The organism is Oceanitalea stevensii (genome assembly GCF_014837105.1).
Taxonomy (GTDB): Bacteria; Actinomycetota; Actinomycetes; order Actinomycetales; family Actinomycetaceae; genus Oceanitalea; species Oceanitalea stevensii.
In genome coordinates, this window is record NZ_JACSPO010000002.1 from 55,031 (window position 1) to 75,459 (window position 20,429).

Annotated in this window: 16 protein-coding genes and 1 pseudogene; 7 read left to right on the forward strand and 10 right to left on the reverse strand. The window is 74.8% G+C overall.

Annotated elements, in window-relative coordinates:
* Position 1 precedes the first annotated feature (1 nt).
* On the forward strand, positions 2-925 hold the full coding sequence (locus tag H9624_RS06365; protein WP_251839061.1) for an N-acetylglucosamine kinase: 924 nt from the start codon (positions 2-4) through the stop codon (positions 923-925).
* 132 nt (positions 926-1,057) lie between these two features.
* Here H9624_RS06365 and H9624_RS06370 read toward each other — a convergent pair whose 3' ends face one another.
* From H9624_RS06370 to H9624_RS06395, 6 genes are all read right to left on the reverse strand, one after another.
* A complete protein-coding gene (locus H9624_RS06370) occupies positions 1,058-1,891 on the reverse strand; it encodes a siderophore-interacting protein (protein WP_251839062.1) in 834 nt (277 codons plus the stop codon).
* A gap of 71 nt (positions 1,892-1,962) precedes the next feature.
* Entirely contained in the window at positions 1,963-2,721 is a 759-nt protein-coding gene (locus H9624_RS06375; RefSeq protein WP_251839063.1) for an anti-sigma factor, read from the reverse strand.
* Positions 2,714-3,313: an ECF RNA polymerase sigma factor SigK gene (gene sigK, locus H9624_RS06380; RefSeq protein ID WP_251839064.1), complete on the reverse strand. Its 600-nt coding sequence runs from the start codon at positions 3,311-3,313 to the stop codon at positions 2,714-2,716. The genes H9624_RS06375 and sigK overlap by 8 nt, the downstream gene beginning before the upstream one ends.
* Before the next feature lie 67 nt (positions 3,314-3,380).
* Positions 3,381-4,697: a hypothetical protein gene (locus H9624_RS06385; RefSeq protein WP_251839065.1), complete on the reverse strand. Its 1,317-nt coding sequence runs from the start codon at positions 4,695-4,697 to the stop codon at positions 3,381-3,383.
* 81 nt (positions 4,698-4,778) lie between these two features.
* Entirely contained in the window at positions 4,779-7,688 is a 2,910-nt protein-coding gene (locus H9624_RS06390; protein ID WP_251839066.1) for an FAD-binding and (Fe-S)-binding domain-containing protein, read from the reverse strand.
* Between the two features lie 32 nt (positions 7,689-7,720).
* Entirely contained in the window at positions 7,721-9,340 is a 1,620-nt protein-coding gene (locus H9624_RS06395) for an exo-beta-N-acetylmuramidase NamZ family protein (RefSeq protein ID WP_251839067.1), read from the reverse strand.
* 272 nt (positions 9,341-9,612) lie between these two features.
* Between H9624_RS06395 and H9624_RS06400 the strand changes: the two genes are divergently transcribed.
* From H9624_RS06400 to H9624_RS06420, 5 genes are all read left to right on the forward strand, one after another.
* Positions 9,613-10,962 (forward strand): extracellular solute-binding protein, encoded by a 1,350-nt coding sequence (locus tag H9624_RS06400; RefSeq protein ID WP_251839068.1) that lies wholly within the window; start codon positions 9,613-9,615, stop codon positions 10,960-10,962.
* A gap of 269 nt (positions 10,963-11,231) precedes the next feature.
* Positions 11,232-12,164, forward strand: coding sequence for an LLM class F420-dependent oxidoreductase (locus tag H9624_RS06405; protein WP_251839069.1), 933 nt, complete (start codon positions 11,232-11,234; stop codon positions 12,162-12,164).
* Between the two features lie 26 nt (positions 12,165-12,190).
* Positions 12,191-13,228 (forward strand): LLM class F420-dependent oxidoreductase, encoded by a 1,038-nt coding sequence (locus tag H9624_RS06410; protein ID WP_251839275.1) that lies wholly within the window; start codon positions 12,191-12,193, stop codon positions 13,226-13,228.
* 40 nt (positions 13,229-13,268) lie between these two features.
* Positions 13,269-13,727, forward strand: coding sequence for a GyrI-like domain-containing protein (locus H9624_RS06415; protein ID WP_251839070.1), 459 nt, complete (start codon positions 13,269-13,271; stop codon positions 13,725-13,727).
* A gap of 72 nt (positions 13,728-13,799) precedes the next feature.
* Positions 13,800-15,143 (forward strand): MFS transporter, encoded by a 1,344-nt coding sequence (locus tag H9624_RS06420; RefSeq protein WP_251839071.1) that lies wholly within the window; start codon positions 13,800-13,802, stop codon positions 15,141-15,143.
* A gap of 1 nt (position 15,144) precedes the next feature.
* Here H9624_RS06420 and H9624_RS06425 read toward each other — a convergent pair whose 3' ends face one another.
* The 3 genes from H9624_RS06425 to H9624_RS06435 are packed head-to-tail and all read right to left on the reverse strand — an operon-like array spanning position 15,145 to position 17,823.
* Positions 15,145-16,035 (reverse strand): macrolide 2'-phosphotransferase, encoded by an 891-nt coding sequence (locus H9624_RS06425; RefSeq protein WP_251839072.1) that lies wholly within the window; start codon positions 16,033-16,035, stop codon positions 15,145-15,147.
* A gap of 46 nt (positions 16,036-16,081) precedes the next feature.
* Positions 16,082-16,909 (reverse strand): ABC transporter permease, encoded by an 828-nt coding sequence (locus H9624_RS06430; protein WP_251839073.1) that lies wholly within the window; start codon positions 16,907-16,909, stop codon positions 16,082-16,084.
* Positions 16,906-17,823: an ABC transporter ATP-binding protein gene (locus tag H9624_RS06435; protein ID WP_251839276.1), complete on the reverse strand. Its 918-nt coding sequence runs from the start codon at positions 17,821-17,823 to the stop codon at positions 16,906-16,908. Before H9624_RS06435 ends, H9624_RS06430 begins: the two co-directional genes overlap by 4 nt.
* 223 nt (positions 17,824-18,046) lie before the next feature.
* Here H9624_RS06435 and H9624_RS06440 point away from each other — a divergent pair.
* Positions 18,047-19,702: pseudogene (locus H9624_RS06440) on the forward strand (choice-of-anchor I family protein); the annotation flags it as partial.
* A 413-nt stretch (positions 19,703-20,115) separates the two neighbouring features.
* Here H9624_RS06440 and H9624_RS06445 read toward each other — a convergent pair.
* Positions 20,116-20,385, reverse strand: a complete 270-nt coding sequence (locus tag H9624_RS06445; RefSeq protein ID WP_251839277.1) for an SDR family oxidoreductase — start codon at positions 20,383-20,385, stop codon at positions 20,116-20,118.
* Positions 20,386-20,429 lie beyond the last annotated feature (44 nt).

Sequence of the window (20,429 nt, forward strand, 5' to 3'; positions counted from 1 at the left end):
CGTGAGCACGATCCTCGCCGTCGACCTCGGCGGCTCCGGCTCCCGCGCGCGCCTGGCCGGCCCGGGTGGCGCGCGGGAGGCGAGCGGCGAGCGCCTGCGGGTGAGCGCGGGCGGGCTCGTCGCCGCGCCGCTCGTCACCGCGCTCGTCGAGGCGCTGGACGTGCGCGCCGGGGACGTCGACGCCGTGTGCGTCGGCTCCAGCGGGATCCTCACCCTCTCCGACGGCCCGCAGGTGGTGCTCGACGCCGTCCGCACCGCCGTCGGCGATGTGCGCACCGTCGTCGCCTCCGACGCCGTCACCTCCGCCGTCGGGGCGCTCGGCGGTCGGGCCGGCGCCGTCGTCCTCACCGGCACCGGCTCGACGGCGCTGGGCACCGACCTCGCCGACTGCTGGCGCAAGGTCGACGGCTGGGGCCACGTCCTCGGCGACGCTGGCTCCGGCTCGTGGATCGGCATGCAGGCGCTGCAGACCGCGCTCGAGCAGCACGACGGGCGCCGGTCCGACGCCGCCGCGCTCCTCGCCGCCACCGTCGCCCGGCTCGGCGTGCCCGAGTCGTGGCCGCGGCAGATCTACACGCGCGAGGACCGGGCCGGGGTGCTCGCCTCCGTCGTCCCCGACGTCGTCGCCCTCGCCGCGGGCGACGACGGCGTGTGTCGCGCGCTGCTCCGGCTCGCCGGCCGCGAGCTCGCCCGCAGCCTCGTCGCCGCGCTCCGCCCGCCGGTGCCGCCGCTCGCCTCGTGGACCGGGGGGATCTTCGGGGCGGCCGTGGTGCTCGAGGCGATGCGCGAGGAGCTCGCGGCGCGGCGTCCCGACGTCGTCCTCGAACCGCCGCGCGGCACGTCGCTCGACGGCGCGGAGACGCTCGCCCGCCGCGCGCTCGCCAGTGACCTGCGTCCCGCCAAGCCGTTCCTGACCCTGTACTGAACCGGGGCGGAGGCGCAGGGGGCGCTGAGCGCGGGACGTTAGATTGATCCACCAGGCGGAGCAATCTAACGTCTCGGCACCATGCCACCCCGTAACCGCCGCCGCGCGCCTGGCAAGAGGCGGGAGCGGGCGTCAGTCGGTGAAGATCTTCCCCACGGGCTCGCGCTTCTCGGCCTGGAACCGGTCCTCGGTGCGGCCGTAGGCCCAGTACCCGGAGATCGACACCTGCGAGCGCTCGAGCTCCCGGTGGGAGAAGAGCACGTCGCGCAGCGCCTTGACCGCCTCGCGCTCGCCGTGGGCGAAGGCGCAGACGCGGCCCTCGCGCCAGGGCAGGGCCGCCGCGGCGTCGGCGAGGATCGTCGTCGTGCCGGCCGGGGCGGTGCCGCGGTGCAGCCAGCGCACCTCGAGGCCCGCGGGGGCGCGCAGGGGCAGCTCGTCCTGCGGCCCACCGACCTCGATGAGCGCGGTACCCACCGCCTCCGCGGGCAGCACCTCGAGGGACGCGGCGATCGCGGGCAGGGAGGACTCGTCGCCCAGGAAGAGGTGCCAGTCCGCCGTCGGGTCGGGGGTGAAGGCGCCCCCGGGCCCGGAGAGGACGACGCGCTCGCCCGGCTGGACGCGCTCGGCCCACGGGCCGGCGAGGCCCTCCGCGCCGTGGACGACGAAGTCGATCGCCAGCCACTGCTCCGCGGCGTTCACCTTGCGCACCGTGTAGGTGCGGGTCACCGGGAGGTCCTCGGGCGCCAGGTGCTCACGCAGGGCGGCGACGTCATAGGGCGGCTCGAGGCCGAGCTCGGGCTTGACGAAGAAGATCTTGACGTAGCGGTCGGCGAACGCGCTGTCCTCGAAGGAGGAGAAGTTCGGCCCGCCGAGGTAGAGCCGGACCATGTGGGGCGTCAGCTGTTCGCGGCGGATCACCTCGAGCACGGTCTGGGGCTTCCGGCGGCGGACAGGACGGTCGGTCACGGATCTCCTCTGAGGCGTCAGTGCGGCTCATTCACTGTACGCGACGTCCCTGCGGCGCCCCGGGGGCGGACTCAGCCGGACGCCGCGAGCGCGACCACGGGGTCGCTCGTGGGCTGGACCGACCCGCCCGCCGGCTCGACCGTCATCGCGATCGTCGCCCCGTCCGGGAGGTCGGCGAGCTCGGCGCTGGCCTGACCGGCGGCCACGGTGAGGACCCCGGCGGAGCGAGCGCCGCCGTCGTCGACGACCCACAGCTGGTAGACCTCCTCGCTCGTGAGCGAGGGCAGGTCGCGGGCCGAGAACACCGAGGTGTCGGAGCCGACGACGGCGACGGCACGCCCCCCGCCGGCGACGTCCGCGGCGAGGAGCTGGGCCCCCGGCTCGGCGAGCGCCTCGGCCACGGTCGTCAGCTGCTCCTCGGCCTGCGTGGCGCGCTCGTGCTGCTGGACCGCGATGACGCCGGGTACCGCTGCCGCCGCGAGCAGCACGGCCGCGACGAGCCACCGGTCGCGGCGTCGCGCACGGACGCGCGCGAGGTCGACGACGACGCCGTCGTCCTCGTCGGTCCCGGTGCCGTCCTGAGGGGTGCGGGCCCCGGTGCCGTCCTGAGGGGTGCGGCCGATGCGGTCGAGGACGTCGGCACGGAGGGCGGCGGGCGGGGTCTCGCTCGCGCCCACCGCGAGGAGGGCAGCGACCTCGCGGAGCGCACGCGCCTCCTCGGCGAGCGCCGGGTCCGCGGCCACGGCACGGTCGACGGCGGCGGCCTCCTCGGGGGTGACCGCGTCCAGCGCCCAGGCGGGCAGCAGCTCCCGCAGCTCGTCCTCACGCATGCTCGTCCACCCCCAGGCAGAGGCGGAGCCGGGTGAGGCCGTCGCGGATCCGGGACTTCACGGTGGGGAGCGCGACGCTGAGGTCCTCGGCCACCTCGCGGTACGTGCGTCCGCGGTAGAAGGCGCGGACGACGGCGTCGCGCTGGAGGTCGCTGAGGCTCTCGAGGCACTCGCGCACCCGGGTCTGCTCCACGTCGCGCTCCACGCTCTCCTGGACGTCGTCGAAGGGGGGTGAGTACTCGCGCTGGGCGGCGAGGTCGTCGCGGGTGCGCTGGGCCTGCACCGCCCGCACGCGGTCGACGGCGCGGCGGTGGCCGATGGTCGTCACCCAGGCCCGGGCACTGCCGCGCTCCGGGTCGAAGCGGGTGGCGGTGCGCCACACCTCGACCATGACCTCCTGGGTGACCTCGGCCGCGAGGTCGGGGTCGCGCAGGACGCGCCGTGCCGTGCCGTAGACGGCCGGGGCGGTCGCGTCGTACAGGAGGGTGAAGGCCTCCCGGTCCCCGCGTGCGACCTTCACCATGAGCCCGGCGAGGTCCGGCGGCCCGGGGGGTGCCGGCGTGCCGGCACGTCCGGGACCGAAGGAGCTCATCGGCCAAGTGTGCCGGACGACGCGCCCGGCCGGCGGTCGGCCGGCCGACCGCCGCCCGGGCCGGTCCTCAGGAGCCCTGGACGAGTGCGGCGTTGAGCGAGTCGATCGCACCGGCGAGGGTCTGGACGTGCATGGCCAGCCCCTCGGCGACGGCGTCGGCGGGCAGCTCGCCACCGGAGATCTCCTCGAAGAAGGCACCGGCCTCGCCGCGGTAGGCGTCGAGCTCGGTCAGCGCCATGTCGGCGGCCTCCGTGTCGCCCGTGGAGATGGCGACGGCGTAGTCGACGAAGTAGCCGATGTGCTCACGCCAGAGGCCGATGAAGGCCTCGCCCTGCTCGGGGCCGGCGAGCGAGCCGACGGCGTCGGCGAGCGCGACGGTGTTGGCGTCGAGCACCTCGGCGGCAGCCATGAAGGCGTCCGACTCGGTCCCGCCCTCGGTGGTGTAGGCGGTGAAGACGGTGACACCGGCGAGGTACACGTGCTCCTGGAGCAGCGCGGTCATGTCCGCGCGCAGGGTCGACGCCTCGTCCGCGGGGTCGCCGGACATCTCGGTCGCCGTGGCCAGGCCGGCGGAGATGACGGCCGCACCCTCGCCGACGTGACCGGCGGCCTCGCGCAGCGAGGCGTAGGCCTCGGGGCTGCCCGCCGCGAGGTCGTCGATGGCGGCGCTGAGCGTCGACACGTGCATCTCGAGCGAGGCGGCGATGTCCGCGGCGGGGAGCTCGCCTCCGCTCACCTCCTCGAAGAAGGCGCCGGCGTCCTGCGTGTAGGCCTGCAGGTCCTCGAGGGCGGCCTCCTTGCCGGCGTCGTCACCCTCCGCGGCGGCGGCCGCGTAGTCGACGAAGTAGCCGATGTGCTCACGCCACAGGGCGAGGAAGGCGTCGCGCTGCTCGTCACCGGCGAGGGAGCCGACGGCGTCGGCGAGCGCGACGGAGTTGACGTCGAGCGTCGCCGCGGCGGCCTCGAACTCCGGGGAGTCGAGCCCGGTCGTGTAGCCCGTCGCCACGGCGATCCCGGCGAGGTAGACGTGCTCCTGCAGCAGGGAGGTCATCGTGGCCCGCAGCGCGGCGGCGTCGGAGTCCACCTCCCCCGGGATGTCGAGCGCGGCGGCGAAGCCGGCCGCCAGCGTCGCGGCGGTCTCGGGCATGTGCTGGGCGGCCGTGCGGGCGTCGGCGAAGGGGTCGCCGGTGCCCATGGGCATGACGGCGCTCATGTCGCCGCCCTCCATGGCGTCGGTCTCCTCCGGCGCCATCGTGGTCGTCTCCTGCTGGGTGGGCGTGCTCCCGGTGTCCTCGGTGTCGGCGCCGCAGGCAGCAAGGCTCAGGGTCAGCGCGAGTGCGGCCGCAACGGCGGCCGAGGTACGGGTCGGGCGGAGCGTGCTCATGTCATTCCTCCAGGGTGGTCCTGCGCTGTCACCTGGGGTTCGGAGCACACGGGCGCCCGGATGGGTCGGACATTCGCGGGGCTACCGCGTGGCCTCCTCGAGCAGCTCGAGGACGTGGCGGTAGGGGCGGCCTGTCGCGGCGCTCATGCCCATCTCGCAGGTCCGGTTGCACGAGGCGTAGGCGTCGAAGCGGCCGTTCTCGCGCTCGACGGCGGCCAGCTCGGCCGCCTCCCGCTCGGTCGCGCCGGCCGGCAGCTCCGGGTGGAGCATCCCGCGGTCCCCCGCCGTGCCGCAGCAGCCCCACTCGACCGGGACCGTCACCTCGCGGGCCACGGCAGCGGCCACGGCGGTGAGGTCCTCCACCGCGCCGAGGTGGACGGAGGAGCAGGTGGGGTGGACGGCGAGCCGGTCGAGCAGGCCGGCCTCGGGCACCTCGAGCCGCCCGAGCAGGTGTTCGCGGGTGAAGGTGACGGCGTCGACCACGCGGACCTGGGCCCACCGCTCGGCCGCCGCGCCGGTGAGCCGGGCGCCGATCGAGCCCAGCCCGTGGGTGCAGCTGGTCGCGTCGCACACGAGGGGCAGGCGGCCACCGTCGGTCAGCGACCACACGGACTCCGCGACCCGACGCGCCATCACCGCGGCGCCGTCGACCAGGCCCTTGGACTCCCACACCGTCCCGCAGCACAGGCCGTCGATGCCCTCGGGGACGGCCAGGCGCACACCTGCCCGCTCGCAGAGGGCCGCGAACGCGGCCGAGACCCCCGGCCCGCCGCCCTCCGCCGCGAAGAGCGAGCCGATGCAGGCGGGGAAGAAGACGGCGTCGTGCTGTCCGGGTAACAACTCAGCGCTCGGCGAGGAACTTCTTGCCTGCGGGGAGAGAGGGAGGTTGGTGCGGGGCTGGCCGGGGCCGGGGAGGTGCTCGTCGACCTGCGGGAAGAGGTCGCGCCCGCCCTGGCCGACGACGGCGCGGGCGGCGCGCGTCGCCGTCCCCAGGACCGGCCCGGGCACGTGGTCGGCGACCGCGAGCGTTCCCCGGAGCACCGCCGTCGCCGGCCCCCACGCCTGCGCGAGCCGGCGTCCGACGGCCTGGGCGACCGGCCCGTTGGCCGTGGCCCGCCGCTGCTTCATCACGGCCCCGGTGTCGATGTCGACGGGACAGGCCACCCGGCACAGGGAGTCCGCCGCGCAGGTCTGGACCGCGGCGTAGTCGTAGTCGCGCTCGAGCTCGGCGCGCCGCTCCGGTCCGGAGTCGGCGGCCTCGCGGAGCAGGGCGATGCGCTGCCGCGGCGTCGTCGTCGTGTGCCGCGACGGGCAGGCGGGCTCGCAGAAGCCGCACTCGACGCAGCGGTCGAGCTCGGGGTGGACCTGCGGGTACTGCTTGAGGTCGCGCAGGTGGATGGTCGGGTCCTCGCTGATGACGACCCCGGGCGCGAGGATCCCGCGCGGGTCGCACAGCCGCTTGATCTCCCGCATGACCTCGTACAGCTCGTCCCCGTACTGGCGGCGCACGAAGGGCGCCATCATCCGGCCGGTGCCGTGCTCCGCCTTGAGCGAGCCGCCGGCGTCGAGGACGAGGCCGGCGAGCTCCTCGCTGAAGGCGGCGTAGGCGTCCCGGGCACGGGGGTCACCGAGGTCGGGGCTGATCATGAAGTGGAGGTTGGCGTCCTTGGCGTGCCCGAAGGTCACCGCGTCGGCGTAGCCGTACCGGGCGAGCAGGCCCTCGAGCGAGCGCACGGTCCCCGACAGCGCCGGCCCGGGCACGACGACGTCCTCGAGCATCGCCGTCGTCCCGGTGGGACGCGCCCCGGCGACGGCGGCGTACAGGCCCTTGCGCACCTGCCACATCGCCGCCCGCGAGCGCGGCTCGGCGCTCAGCGGCGTGGCGACGACCGGCGCGGTCCCCGCCAGCAGCGGCTCGGCGTCGGCGACGAGACCGGCCAGGCCCTCCGGGGAGGCGTGCTGGAGCTCGACGAGCAGCGCCGTGTGCCCGTCCACCACCAGCTCGCGCAGCACCGGGTCGGCGCGGGGGTCGCGCTGGGCCACGCGCAGGGCCGCGGCGTCCATGAGCTCGACGGCGACCGCACCCGTCGCGGCGACGGCGGGCAGCGCGGCGGTGGCCGAGCCGATCGAGTCGAGGACGAGCAGCGCCGTCGCGGCGTGCGGGAGCAGCGGGACGGTGCGCAGGGTGACCTCGGCGAGGTAGCCGAGCGTGCCCTCCGAGCCGACGACGAGGTGGGCGAGGATCTCGACGGCGGAGTCGTGGTCGAGCAGCGCGTTGACCCCGTAGCCCATCGTGTTCTTCATCGAGAACTGGTGCTCGATGGCGCGGCGCAGGTAGGGCCGGGAGCGGACGTGGTCCCGCAGGCGCAGCAGGCCCGCGTGGAGCTCGGGCTCGCGGGCGGCGAGGAGGGCGTCGGCGTGCGGGGCCGCGGTGTCGACGACCGTGCCGCTGGGCAGGGCGAGGACCATCGAGTCGAGGGTGCGGTAGGCGGTGGCCGCCGTCCCGGACGTCATGCCGGAGGAGTTGTTCGCGACGACGCCGCCGATCGTGCACGCGATCTCGCTCGCCGGGTCCGGGCCCAGGCGACGGCCGTACCGGGCCAGGGACGCGTTGACGCGTCGCAGGACAGCGCCGGGGCGGCAGCGCACGCGGGCGCCGTCGTCGAGCACCTCGACGTCCTGCTGGTGGCGGCGCACGTCGACGAGGACGCCGTCGGTCACCGCCTGGCCGGACAGGCTCGTCCCGCCGGCACGGAAGGTGAGCGGCACGGGGACCGGGGAGCGGCCGGCGGCGGCCATGACCGCCGCGACCTGCTCGACCGAGGTCGCGGTCACCACCGCGCGGGGGCGCAGCAGGTAGTGGGAGGCGTCGTGGGCGAGGCGGGCGCGGTCCGTCTCCCGCGTGCTCAGCCCGCCGGGACGGGCCGCCGCGGCGACGGCGGTGAGGTCGGGCGGCTCGGCCCGCGGGCCGCGGGGGGGGGGGCCCGGCACCCACGTCGAGGTGCCGGGCCCGCCCCCGCCCGTCAGAGGGAGTCACGCAGCGCCACCGCGCGCTCCCGCAGCTCGGCCGCCGCCTCCTCGCTCACCGTGTCCGGACGCTGGGGTGCGTCCAGGTGCTGGAGGAACCGGTCGAGCGCGTGGCCCGCCTGCCGGGTGCGTCCGGCGTCGAGGTGCCGCTCGGCCTGGTCGAGCGCCGTCGTCAGCTGACGGACGATCGGACCCGCGACGGCGCCGTCGGCGACGTAGCCCTCGAGGGCGGCCTGCAGCCCGGCGAGGGTCGCGTCCTCGTAGAGGCGGTAGTCGTCGGCGACGTCGTCGAAGGCGGCCAGCTCGTCCTGCCAGCCGGCGATGATCTCGTCGGGGTCGACCCCCGCCTCGAGCTGGAGACGCACGTCCTTGTCACCGGTGAGGCGGTCGATCCAGCACGTGTCGGCCTCGGTCTCGCACTGCTGGTTGGGGTAGATGGTGCCCTCGCGCCAGTCCACGCCCTCGGTGTCGTAGAAGGCCTGGAGCACGTGGAGGCCGGTGCGGACCGGCACGTAGGCGGCGGGGTCGGTGATGTGGAGCTGGACGCCGCCGGAGAGCCGCCCGGCCTGCTTGCTCGTCGTCGGGTTGGCGAACATCGGGCGGAAGTGCACGCCCTCGAGGCCGCGGGAGTTGAGGTCCTCCGCGAGCTCGTAGGCCCCGAGCTCGTCGATCTCGCCGTGGCCGATCCACAGGAAGGGCGTCGTCGTGCCGCGGCCCTCGGAGGCGTCCAGCGACTCGATGAGGCCGGTCCCCGCGTAGGCCCACGCCGTCTCGAGCGTCGGGATGTTCGGCGAGGGCAGCACCCACTCCAGCCCGTAGCCGGTGACGAAGTCGTCGGGGTCGTAGCCGGTCATCTGCACGACGTGGAAGTCCTCCACCGGCTCGTCGAGGAACTCACCGTTGAACAGCGAGGCGAGCTCACCGACCGTGAGGCCGTGCTGCATCGGAATCTCCCGCAGACCGACGAAGGAGGAGACCGCCGGGTCGAGCACCGGGCCGTCCATCCGGTCGCCCAGCGGGTTGGGCCGGTCGAGGACGACGAACTCCTTGTCGTACTCCGCGGCGGCGTCCATCGCGTAGTACATCGTCCAGATGTAGGTGTAGAAGCGGGCGCCGATGTCCTGGATGTCGAAGAGGAGGACGTCGACGTCCTCGAGCATCTCCTCGGTCGGCCGCTGCGTGGCGCCGTAGAGGGACCACACGGTGAGCCCGGTGCGCGGGTCGACGTAGCTCTCGACGCTCGCGCCGGCGGGCGCCCCGCCGAGGATGCCGTGCTCGGGCGCGTAGAGCGCGGTGAGCTCGTAGTTGCCCTCGTCCTCCCCGGCGATGAGGAGGTCCATCGAGTGGGTGAGCTCGGAGTCCACCCCGGTGGGGTTGGTGATGAGACCGACCCGCTTGCCGTCGAGGAGGGCGAGCTGGTCGGGGTCCGACAGCAGCCGCTCGACGCCGAGCTCGACCGTCGGGCCCGTCTGGTCGGACGGCTGGGCCTGCGTGGCCGGCGGCGCGGCCGCGGGCTGCGGCGCCGACGTCGCGGCACCGATCGAGCCGCCCACGAGGGCGACGGCGGCGGCGGCGCCCAGCACCGGGCTCCACTGCCTGAGACGTCGTACGAGCATCACGTGTCCTTTCACGGTGGGTGGCGGGGCGACCGCTCCCTGCTCACGACGCCCCCTCGCCTCGTTGGCGGCGGGTCCCCCCACCCGCCTGGAGTCACTGTGGCCCAGCACACCCGTCCGCGTCAAGAACTGCCAAGGAGCGGCCGCGAGATGTCACCAACTTCCACGCCGCGGGCGACGGCGGTGGTGTGGGCACAGTCATGGATCGTTCCGCTCCGCGTATCGGACTGGTCATGCAACGTCCTGCGAGACGGGTAGCCTGGGCACGGACGATGCACTGGGAGGGCCTCATGGACCGCCGCGCGCGAGCCCGCGCAGGTGCCGCACTCGCGATCGCCGCGATGGTGGCGGCATGCGGCGAGCCCGCGGGCGACGACGCCGGCACCGACGCCTCGGCCGGCATGTCGACGGTGACCTTCCGCCTGTGGGACGACGCCGCGGCCGCGGCCTACCGCGAGTCCTTCGACGCGTTCAACGCCGTCCACCGCGACATCCACGTCGAGGTCGAGGTCGTGCCCGAGGCCGGCTACGCCGACCGCGCCGCCTCCGACCTCGCCGACGGCACGATGGCGGACGTCTTCTGGACGACGAGCGACTCGGTCGCCGCCCTCGCCCACACCGGTGAGGTCCTCGAGCTGCGCGAGACGCTCGGGGAGGACGTCGGTGACTGGGAGCCGGCCGTCACCGGCCTCTACACCCGCGACGACGGGCTGTGGGCCGTCCCCCAGCTGTGGGACTCCACCGTGCTCTTCTACAACACCGACCTCGTCGAGGAGGCCGGCGTCGACCCGGCGGCCCTCTCCTGGCACCCGGACGCCGTGCGGGAGAAGGCGCCCGCCGGCGGCGCCTCCGCGCCTGCCCGCGGCGACACGCTGCGCGGGGCGGTCCGTGCCCTCACCGTGGACGAGGAGGGCCGGGCGGCCACCGACAAGGACTTCACCAGCGACGACGTCGCCCAGTACGGGTTCACCACCGACCTCACCGCCCCCGCCGTGTGGCTGCCCTACCTCGCCCAGCTGGGCGGCGTCCCCGAGTCCGGCGACGACCTGTCCCTCACGAGCCCGCAGGCTCGCGACGTCTTCGGCTACCTCGCCGAGCTGCCCGCCGTCTCGCCCGTCCCCACCCCGGACCGCGAGCTCTTCGTGAACGGGGACCTCGCCCTGTTCCAGGCGAGCTCCGCCGAGATGCGCCACCTCGCGAGCGCCACCGGCCTCCGCTGGGGCGTGGCTCCCGTGCCCAGCGGCCCGGACGGGCGGGTGTCCGTCGTCGACGGCGTGGGTGCGGCGGCCAACGCCGCCACCGAGGACCCGGACGCGACGGCCGAGGTGCTGCGCTGGCTCTCCTCGACCGACGGCCAGTCCGCGCTGGCCAGCCACGGCGTCGGGGTCCCGGCCGCCGCGGGCGCGCAGGACCTGTACCTCAGCTCCTGGTCCGACCGCGGCGTGGACGCCACCGCCGTCGTCGCCCCCGAGGCCGTCGTCACGGCCGCGAGCGGCCCCCGCGCCCGGCAGGTGCTCGAGGCGATCCGCCCGGTCCTCGAGGAGATGTTCCGCGGTGAGCGGCCACTGACCGAGGCCCTCTCGGCCGCCCAGGCGACCGCCGAGAAGACACTCGGGTCCTGAGCGCAATATTCGCGTGACAGCGCTCCGGCGCCCTTCCTACGCTGGTGACACACGGGAAAGGAGGTGGTCCGAGACATGATCTCTACTTGGACGCGTGAGGTGGCTGCCCGCTAGCAGTCCACGGACGGACCTGCCGGTCCCTCCGCCGACGGCGGCGAGATCCCGGCAGTCACCGGCACCCGCGGGAGCCGTGGCTCGTCCACCACGGCACCCTGGCCAGGCCAGGAGCCCGCGGGTGCTCCCCTGCCCAGGCCTGGCAGGCTGTGCACATGGACCTTCGCATCTTCACCGAGCCCCAGCAGGGCGCCTCCTACGCCGACCAGCTCGCCATGGCGCAGCGCGCCGAGCAGCTCGGCTTCTCCGCCTTCTTCCGCTCCGACCACTACCTGCGCATGGGCGACGGCAGTCCGCTGCCCGGGCCGACGGACGCCTGGACCACCCTCGCCGGCCTCGCCCGGGAGACCTCGACGATCCGCCTCGGCACCCTCGTCACCTCCGCGACCTTCCGCCTCCCCGGCGTGCTCGCCATCCAGGTCGCCCAGGTCGACGACATGTCCGGGGGCCGGGTCGAGCTGGGCCTGGGCACCGGCTGGTTCGCCGAGGAGCACCAGGCCTACGGGATCCCCTTCCCCGAGAAGCGCTTCGGCCTGCTCACCGAGCAGCTCGAGGTCGTCACCGGCCTGTGGTCCACGCCCGTCGGTGAGACCTTCTCCCACTCCGGCGAGCACTACACGCTCGTCGACTCGCCCGCGCTGCCCAAGCCGGTCCAGGAGCGGGTGCCCGTCGTCGTCGGCGGCAACGGGCCGCGCCGCACCCCGGCCCTGGCCGCGCGCTTCGGCACCGAGTACAACCAGTCCTTCCCGGAGAAGAGCGGGATCGCCGCCCAGCGGGACCGTGTCCGCGCCGCCTGCGAGGCCGTGGACCGCGACCCGGACGAGCTCGTCTACTCCGTCGCGCTCGTCGCCTGCGTCGGCAGCGACGAGCAGGAGGTCGCCCGCCGCGCCGCGACCATCGGCCGCGAGCCGGAGGAGCTGCGCCGCAACGGCCTGGCCGGGACGCCGCAGGAGGTCGTCGACGGGATCGCCGCCCTCGCCGAGCAGGGCATCACCCGCGTCTACCTCCAGTGCCTGGACATGACCGACCTCGAGCACCTCGACCTCATCGCCTCCGAGGTCATGGCTCACGTGGGCACCACGGCATGAGCGACGACGGCGCGCCCCGCCCCCCGCTGCGGGTGGGCCTGCACCTGGGCTACTGGTCCGCCGGCCCCCCGGCCGGGGCGGAGCGCGCCGTCGATCTCGCCGAGGCCGCCGGCCTGGACTCGGTGTGGACGGCCGAGGCCTACGGCTCGGACGCGCTCACCCCGCTGGCGTGGTGGGGCGCGCGCACGACGCGCCTGCGGCTGGGCACCGGCATCGCCCAGCTCTCCGCCCGCACGCCGACGGCGACGGCGATGGCCGCCCTCACCCTCGACCACCTGTCCGGGGGCCGCTTCGTCCTCGGGCTGGGCGCCTCCGGGCCACAGGTCGTCGAGGGCTGGTACGGGCAGCCCTACCCGCGGCCGCTCGAGCGGACCCGCGAGTACGTCGACGTCGTCCGCCAGGTGCTGCGGCGCCAGGCGCCGGTCGAGGTCGACGGCCGCCACTACCGGCTCCCGCTCGACGGGGAGGGCACCACGGGCGAGGGCAAGGCCCTGCGGCCCACCCTCCACCCGCTGCGGGCGGACCTGCCCATCCACCTCGCGGCGCAGGGACCACGGAACGTCGCCCTCGCCGCCGAGATCGCCGACGGGTGGCTGCCCGCCTTCCACTCCCCCCGCCTGGACGGCTGGGCCCGGGAGCAGCTCGCCGCGGGCTTCGCGCGCCGCTCTGCCGACCTGCCGCCCGCGGACCGCTTCGAGGTCAACGTCAGCCTGCCGGTGGCTGCCGGGAGCGACGTCGAGGAGGCCGTGAACCTGCTCCGCCCGCACCTCGCGCTCTACGTCGGTGGGATGGGCTCACAGCGCTCGAACTTCCACCGGGAGGCCGTCGAGCGGCTCGGCCACGAGGCCGCGTGCGCCGAGGTGGCGCGCCTGTGGGCCGCCGGTGACCGCGAGGGGGCCGCACGGGCCGTGCCCACCGAGCTCGTCCTCGACGTCGCGCTGGCCGGCCGGCCGGAGCAGCTGCGCGAGCAGCTCGCTGCCTGGCACGGCACGGTCGCCACGGGGGTGCTCCTCCAGCTGCCGCCCGCCGCCGTCCCCGCCGTCGTCGAGGCCCTGGCGGCCTGATCCACCCCACGGGCCCGGTGACGGGCGGTACGGTGCCGGCGTGACGGAGATCGAGATCGTCGAACGTCCGCCCTCGCTCGTCGTCGGCCTGCCCGTCCTCGCGAGGTTCCAGGACCTCGGCACCCTCGTCCCGGCGGCGTGGCGGTCGCTGGCCGGCACCCTCGCGGGCCGGCACCCCGGCACCCTCGCCGAGCTCAGCGTCGACCTCGGCGACGGGCGCTACCACGAGACCGTCGGCGTGCTCCTCGAGCTCGGTGACGCGGGAGACGTCCCGTTCCCCGGCGCCGTCGGCTCCCTCGTGCCGGGCGGTCGCTGGGCGCAGGTGCCGCACGACGGTCCCGCGAGCACCATCGCCGACACCTTCGGCCGCCTCCTGGCGTGGATCGAGGAGCAGGGCGAGCACGCCGGACCGCACAAGCTCGACGCCGGCTACCGGCTCGACGGCGCGCCCGAGCGGCACCTCCTCGCCGTCGGTCTCCGGGCTGCACCGCCGGCCTGACCGGGTTATGCTCGCCGTGAGTCGAAGTGCTACGCTCGCGCCGACACCCGCCCCTCCCTGGGAAGGCACGCCATGGTCCGGCCCGCCGCCGACACCTCCGTCCAGCAGTCGCTCACCCGCGCCGAGCGGCTCGACCGGCTCCCGTTCACCAGCGCGCACCGCAAGCTCCTCGGCGGCTCCGGCGTCGGCTGGGCCCTGGACGCGATGGACGTCGGACTCATCTCCTTCGTCATCGCCGCCCTCGGCCAGGAGTGGGGGCTGACCGACGGCCAGAAGTCCTGGATCCTCTCCGTCGGCTTCGTCGGCATGGCGATCGGCGCGAGCGTCGGCGGCCTCCTCGCCGACCGGATCGGACGCCGGCAGGTCTTCGCGCTCACCCTGCTCATCTACGGGCTGGCCACCGGTGCCTCCGCCCTCGTCACCGGCGTCGGCGCCCTCATCGTGCTCCGCTTCCTCGTGGGCCTGGGCCTGGGCGCCGAGCTGCCCGTCGCCTCGACGCTCGTCAGCGAGTACGCCCCGAAGCAGATCCGGGGGCGCGTCGTCGTCGTCCTCGAGGCGTTCTGGGCGGTCGGCTGGATCGCGGCGGCCCTCATCGGCTACTTCGTCGTCCCCGGCGAGAACGGCTGGCGGTGGGCCTTCGTCATCGGGATGGTCCCGGCCGTGTACGCGATCTACGTCCGCATGCGGCTGCCCGAGTCGGTGCGCTTCCTCGAGCGCAAGGGACGCGTCGCGGAGGCGGAGGCCGCCGTGCGCGTCTACGAGGACGCCGCCGGCCAGGCGCCGGTGCCCTCCCCCACCGTTGCCGAGGAGACCGCTGCCCCGCACTGGCGCGAGCTGTGGTCCTCGCGCTTCCGCCGCCGCACCGCGGCACTGTGGGTCGTGTGGTTCGGAGTCAACTTCGCCTACTACGGGGCCTTCAGCTGGCTGCCCTCACTGCTCGTGGACCAGGGCTTCTCACTCGTGCGCTCCTTCGAGTACACCCTCATCATCACCCTGGCCCAGCTGCCCGGGTACGCGCTGGCCGCCTGGCTCATCGAGAAGTGGGGTCGCCGCTCCACCCTGGCCACCTTCCTCGCCGCCTCTGCCGTCGCCGCGGTCCTCTTCGGACAGGCGACCACCGTGCCGGCGATCATCGCCGCGGGCATGGCGCTGTCGGCCTTCAACCTCGGCGCCTGGGGCGCCCTGTACGCGGTGAGCCCCGAGGTCTACCCGACGGCGCTGCGCGGCACGGGGTCCGGCAGCGCGGCGGCCTTCGGCCGGCTCGCCTCCATCGCCGCGCCCCTCACCGTCCCCCTGCTCCTCGCGGCGGGCGGCTCCGGGCTGGCCTTCGCCACCTTCGGCGTCGCGTTCGTCGTCGCGATGATCGGGGCGCTGTTCCTGCCCGAGCTCCGCGGCGCGGCGCTCGAGGAGGAGTAGCTCAGACGGCGCCGAGCTGGGCCTGCGCCGCCTCCCGGTGCTCGGGCCGGCCGGTCGTCAGCGCGTAGACCCCGTACCCGACCGGGCCCGCCGCCATGAGGGCGGCGCACCGGTCGGGGAGCCGCGGCCCCCAGTCGCGCCCGCCGGCGGCCGTGTAGGCGCGCAGCGTCGCGATAAAGGCCTCCGGCGGGGCGAAGGCGTGCTGGTACATGAAGTCCCGGGCCGGGTCGTCACCGCGCGCGGTGGTCCAGTCGAGGACGCCGGTGATGGACTCGTCCTGGTCGATGAGGACGTGAGCGGGGTAGAGCTCCCCGTGCGTGAAGACCGTGGACTCCGGCCACAGCTCGTCGTCCTCGAGCCAGGAGTGCAGCCGCTCGAGGAGCGCCGGGTGGACGTCGAACTCGTCCGCCACCCGCGCGACGTCGGCGCGCCACGACTCGCGTACCTGCTCGGGGCTGCGCACCTCCACGCCGACGTCGCGCGCCTCGGCGACCGGGACGGCGTGGAGCAGGGCGAGCAGCGAGCCCAGCTCGGCGGCGTAGCGCTCGGACGCCGGGTCGACGTGCCACGTGACGTCGTCGCCGGCGAGGGTGAGGCCCGGGCGGCCGGGCAGGAGCGGGTAGGCGATGAGGTCGTCGGACATGACGCGCCACTCGGGCACGGCGATGTCGCTGAGGTAGCGGGAGGCCAGGGCCAGGGCCGCCTCCTCCTGCCGCAGCGTCTCGCGCATGCCGGCCCGCCGCGGGACGCGGAGCACCCAGTCACGGCCGTGGACGTCGGTGGCGTAGGCGACGCGGAAGTCGAGCCCGGCGTCGTTGTGGCTCAGCGACTCCGGCTCGAGCCGGAGGCCGTGCCGGGCTGCTCGCGCCACGAGCTCCCCGTCACCACCCATCCCACCACTGTGACAGCGGCCTCACCGACGCGCACACGGAGCCGCGTCACACGTCGCGACGGCGCAGGGCGACCGCGCCGGCGACGATGGCGAGGACGGCGTACCCGGTCACGACGGCCACGCCCTGCCAGGGGCTGAGCAGCTCGTTGGTCCACATGAGCCCCGAGGTCCCGATGAAGGCGACGGCGGCGGGCACGGGCATGAGGCTGACGAGGTCCTGCACCCAGTCGACGGCGACGAGCTGCAGCACTCCGGGCACGAGCAGGAGGAGCCCGAGGACGGCGGTGATGGTCCCGGCGGTGTGCCGCACGACGGCGGCCAGCCCGAGCGCGATGAGCGCGACGGCGACGAAGAAGAAGGCGACGCCACCGAAGGCCTGCCAGGTGTGCGCCTGGTCCAGCCGCGGGACGAGGCCGTGCTCGGACAGGGCCGGCGCCGAGGCGAGGGTCGCCGTGACCAGGCTGAGGGCGGTGGTGAGGACCGTGAGTGCCGCGAGCGCCGTCCCCTTCGCCGCGAGCACCGGCAGCCGGGTGGGCACGGCGGCGAACGTGGAGCGCGCCATCCCCGTGCCGTACTCCCCCGTCATGAGGAGAGCGCCGAGCACCGCGAGGGTCACCATGCCGACCTGGAAGCCGACGACGACGAGCTCGGCCCCGTGGGCCTCGGCGCCCGTCTCGGCGCCGTACGCCACGAGCTCGTCGGCCGTGGGAGCGACGCCGACGGCGAGGAGGGTCATGGTCACGGCGGTGACGGCCACCATCCACCACGTCGAGCGCAGGGACAGGAGCTTGACCCACTCGCCGTGGAGCACGCCGAGGAGGCTGAGGTCGTGGGTGGTCGCGGTGCTGGGGACCCGCGTGGCTGTGGCGGTCATGAGGGCGTCTCCGTCGTCGTGGCGCGGTACTCGACCGCGGATCCGGTGAGGTTGAGGTAGGCCTCCTCGAGGCTGGCGCGGTGCAGCCACAGCTCGTGGAGGACGAGCCCGCGGCGGGCGGCGAGCTCTCCGACGGCCTCCGTCGTCGCCCCCCGCACCCGGAGGGTGTCCTGCGCCAGGTCCACGCTGTGTCCGTCGACGCGGAGGTGGGCGGCGAGCTCCTCGGCCTGGGGCGAGCGCACGGCGACGACGGCGCCGGTCGCGGCGTCGATGACGTCCTGCACCGGACCCGCCGCGAGGATCCGGCCCCGGCCGATGACGAGGAGGTGGTCCGCGGTCATCGCCATCTCGCTCATGAGGTGGGAGGAGATGAGGACGGTGCGGCCCTCCGCAGCGAGCTGGCGGACCAGGGTCCGCACCCAGGTGACACCCTCGGGGTCCAGGCCGTTGACCGGCTCGTCGAGGATGAGGCTGCGGGGGTCACCGAGCAGGGCGACGGCGATCCCCAGGCGCTGGCCCATGCCGAGGGAGAAGCCGCCCACCCGCTTGTGCGCCACCGAGGTGAGGCCGGTCATCTCGACGACCTCGTCGACGCGCGAGGCGGGGATGCGGTGACTGGCCGCGAGGGCGCGCAGGTGGGAGCGCGCGGTGCGCCCGGGGTGCATGGCCTTGGCGTCGAGCAGGACGCCGACCTCGCGCAGCGGGGCGCGGTGGTGGCGGTAGGGGCGCCCGTTGACGGTGACCGAGCCTGACGTGGGCCGGTCCAGGCCGACGATCATGCGCATCGTCGTCGACTTGCCGGCGCCGTTGGGTCCGAGGAACCCGGTGACGGTCCCGCCGGGGATCGTGAAGCTGAGGTCGTCGACGGCGACCTTGTCGCCGTACCGCTTGGTGAGGTTCCGCGCCTCGATCATCATCGTCCTCTCGTCCGCCGGGAGGTCCCCGGCTCTCGACCTCAGTCAAGCCGCGACGACCCGGCCGGCGGATCGGGGACCGACCCCCGCCGCCCCCTGAGTCCCCGACCGCCGGGTCAGGGATCCCCCTTGCCACCCACCCGGCGTTCACGCTGCGGACACCCGGCGGTCACCCCGCGGCCCTAGCGTCGGGCCGACCCCGGCCGACCGACGAAGGACGCCCATGCCCACCTCCCTGCGCCGCACCGCGGCCGCGACCGCAGCCCTGGCGGCCGTCGCCCTGACCCTCCCGGCGCTCACCGCCGGGGCCGCGATCGTCCCCGACCCCGTGTCCGTCACCGCGGACGACGCCGCCTTCGAGCTCACCGCGATCGGCACCTACGAGTCGGGCGTCTTCGACGAGTCGGCAGCCGAGATCGTCACCTTCCACGCCCCGACCCAGCGGCTCTTCGTCGTCAATGCGGCTGCCGCGACCGTCGACGTCCTCGACCTCACCAACCCGGCCGACCCGGTCCTCCTCCACCGGATCCAGACGCCGGGGACGACCGCCGCGGACGGCAGCACGGTGACCGAGGGGGCGGTCGCCAACTCGGTCGCCGTCCGCGCGGACGGCCTCGGCGTCATCGCCGTCGAGCACCCGACGAAGACCGAGCCGGGCTGGCTCGTCGCCTTCGACGCCGCCGGCGACGGCGCCCTGCTCGGAGCCGTCCGCGTCGGGGCGCTGCCCGACATGGTGACGACGACGGCTGACGGCCGGTACGCCGTCGTCGCGAACGAGGGAGAGCCCGCCGACGACTTCACCCTCGACCCGGCGGGTTCGGTCGCCGTCGTCGCCCTGCCCGCGGCCGTCGCCGCGCCCGCGCAGGACGACGTCCGCACCGCCGACTTTCACGCCTGGGACGACGGCACGCGCGCCCTGCCCGAGGGGGTCCGCGTCTTCGGCCCGGCCCCTCACGGAGAGGACCTGCCCGTCTCACGGAACCTCGAGCCGGAGTACGTCGCGATCGACGCCGACGACCGCACTGCCTACGCGGCGCTCCAGGAGGCCAACGCCGTGGCCGTGGTCGACCTCGAGTCCGCCACCGTCACCGACATCTGGCCCCTCGGCCTCAAGGACCACTCGGTCGAGGGCAACGGCCTGGACCCCTCCGACCGCGACCCGGAGGACGCCCCGACCATCGACATCCGCACCTACCCCGGCCTGCGCGGGATGTACATGCCCGACGGGATGGCGTCCTACACGGCCGGTGGGCAGACCTACCTCGTGACGGCGAACGAGGGTGACGCCCGTGAGTGGGGCGACTACGTCGAGTCGGTCCGGGTCAAGGACCTCGGCGACCCGGACGAGACGCCGGCGCCGGCTGTGTGTGAGGACGCCCCCGTCGCGGACTTCCTCGGCGACGAGCACCTCGGCCGGCTCAACGTCAGCATCGCCGGCGGCCTGGCGGACGACGGGTCCTGCTTCGAGGAGCTCCACGCCTTCGGCGGTCGCTCGCTGTCCATCTGGACGACGGACGGCGAGCAGGTCTTCGACTCCGGTGACGAGCTCGAGCACATCACGGCGGCGGCCGTGCCGGACTTCTTCAACTCCAGCCACAGCGAGTCCACCCTCGAGGGCCGCAGCGAGGACAAGGGTCCCGAGCCCGAGAACCTCGCGATCGGTGAGGTCGACGGCCGCACCTACGCCTTCCTCGGCCTCGAGCGGGTGGGCGGCGTCGTCGTCCACGACATCACCGACCCCGCCGACGCGTTCTTCGTGACCTACCTCAACAACCGTGACTTCTCCGTGTCGATGGAGGACGTTGTCGACTCGGAGCCCGGCACGGACGCCGTGCAGGCCGCGCTCACCCAGGCCGGCGACCTCGGGCCGGAGGGCGTCACCTTCATCCCCGCCGCGGACTCCGGCAACGGGCTGCCCCTCATCGCGGTGGGCAACGAGGTGTCCGGCACGACCACGATCTTCTCCGTCGGCCAGGCGACCCCGGTGACGCCGGTGGCCGTCGAGTTCACCGACGCGGACGGGACGGAGCACGACGCGTACACCGTCCCGGCCGTCGACGGCGTCGAGTACGTCGTCGACGGTGCCGTCGTGGCGGCCGGGACGTACCCGGGTTCCGGCACGGTGACCGTCGTGGCGCGTGCCCTGCCCGGCTTCGTCCTCGACGACGGTGCCTCAGCCGAGTGGACGTGGACCTTCTCACCCGAGGGCGCACCCGCCCCTGCACCGACCGAGGCGGCCCCGTCGGCCGAGCCGACGACCGACGCCGCCGGTGACGACGCCACCGCCGGCGGTCAGGACGGGCGCGGGTCGCTGGCGACCACCGGCTCGTCGGCAGGTGTCCTCGGTGCAGCCGCGGGCGTGCTGGCGCCCTCACCGGCGAGGAACGCGATCACGTACGCCACCTCGTCCGCCGTGCCGGACCGGCCGACGGGTGTGGCCGCGCCCATCACCCGCTCGTGGTCGGAGGCGGACGCCGTGTCGATCCACCCCGGCGCGACCGCGTTCACCGTGACGCCCGCCGCGGCCGTGTCGATCGCCGTCGAGCGCGTCAGTCCGACCACCCCGGCCTTTGCCGCGTGGTACGCGACGTGGCCCCCGGAGGGGG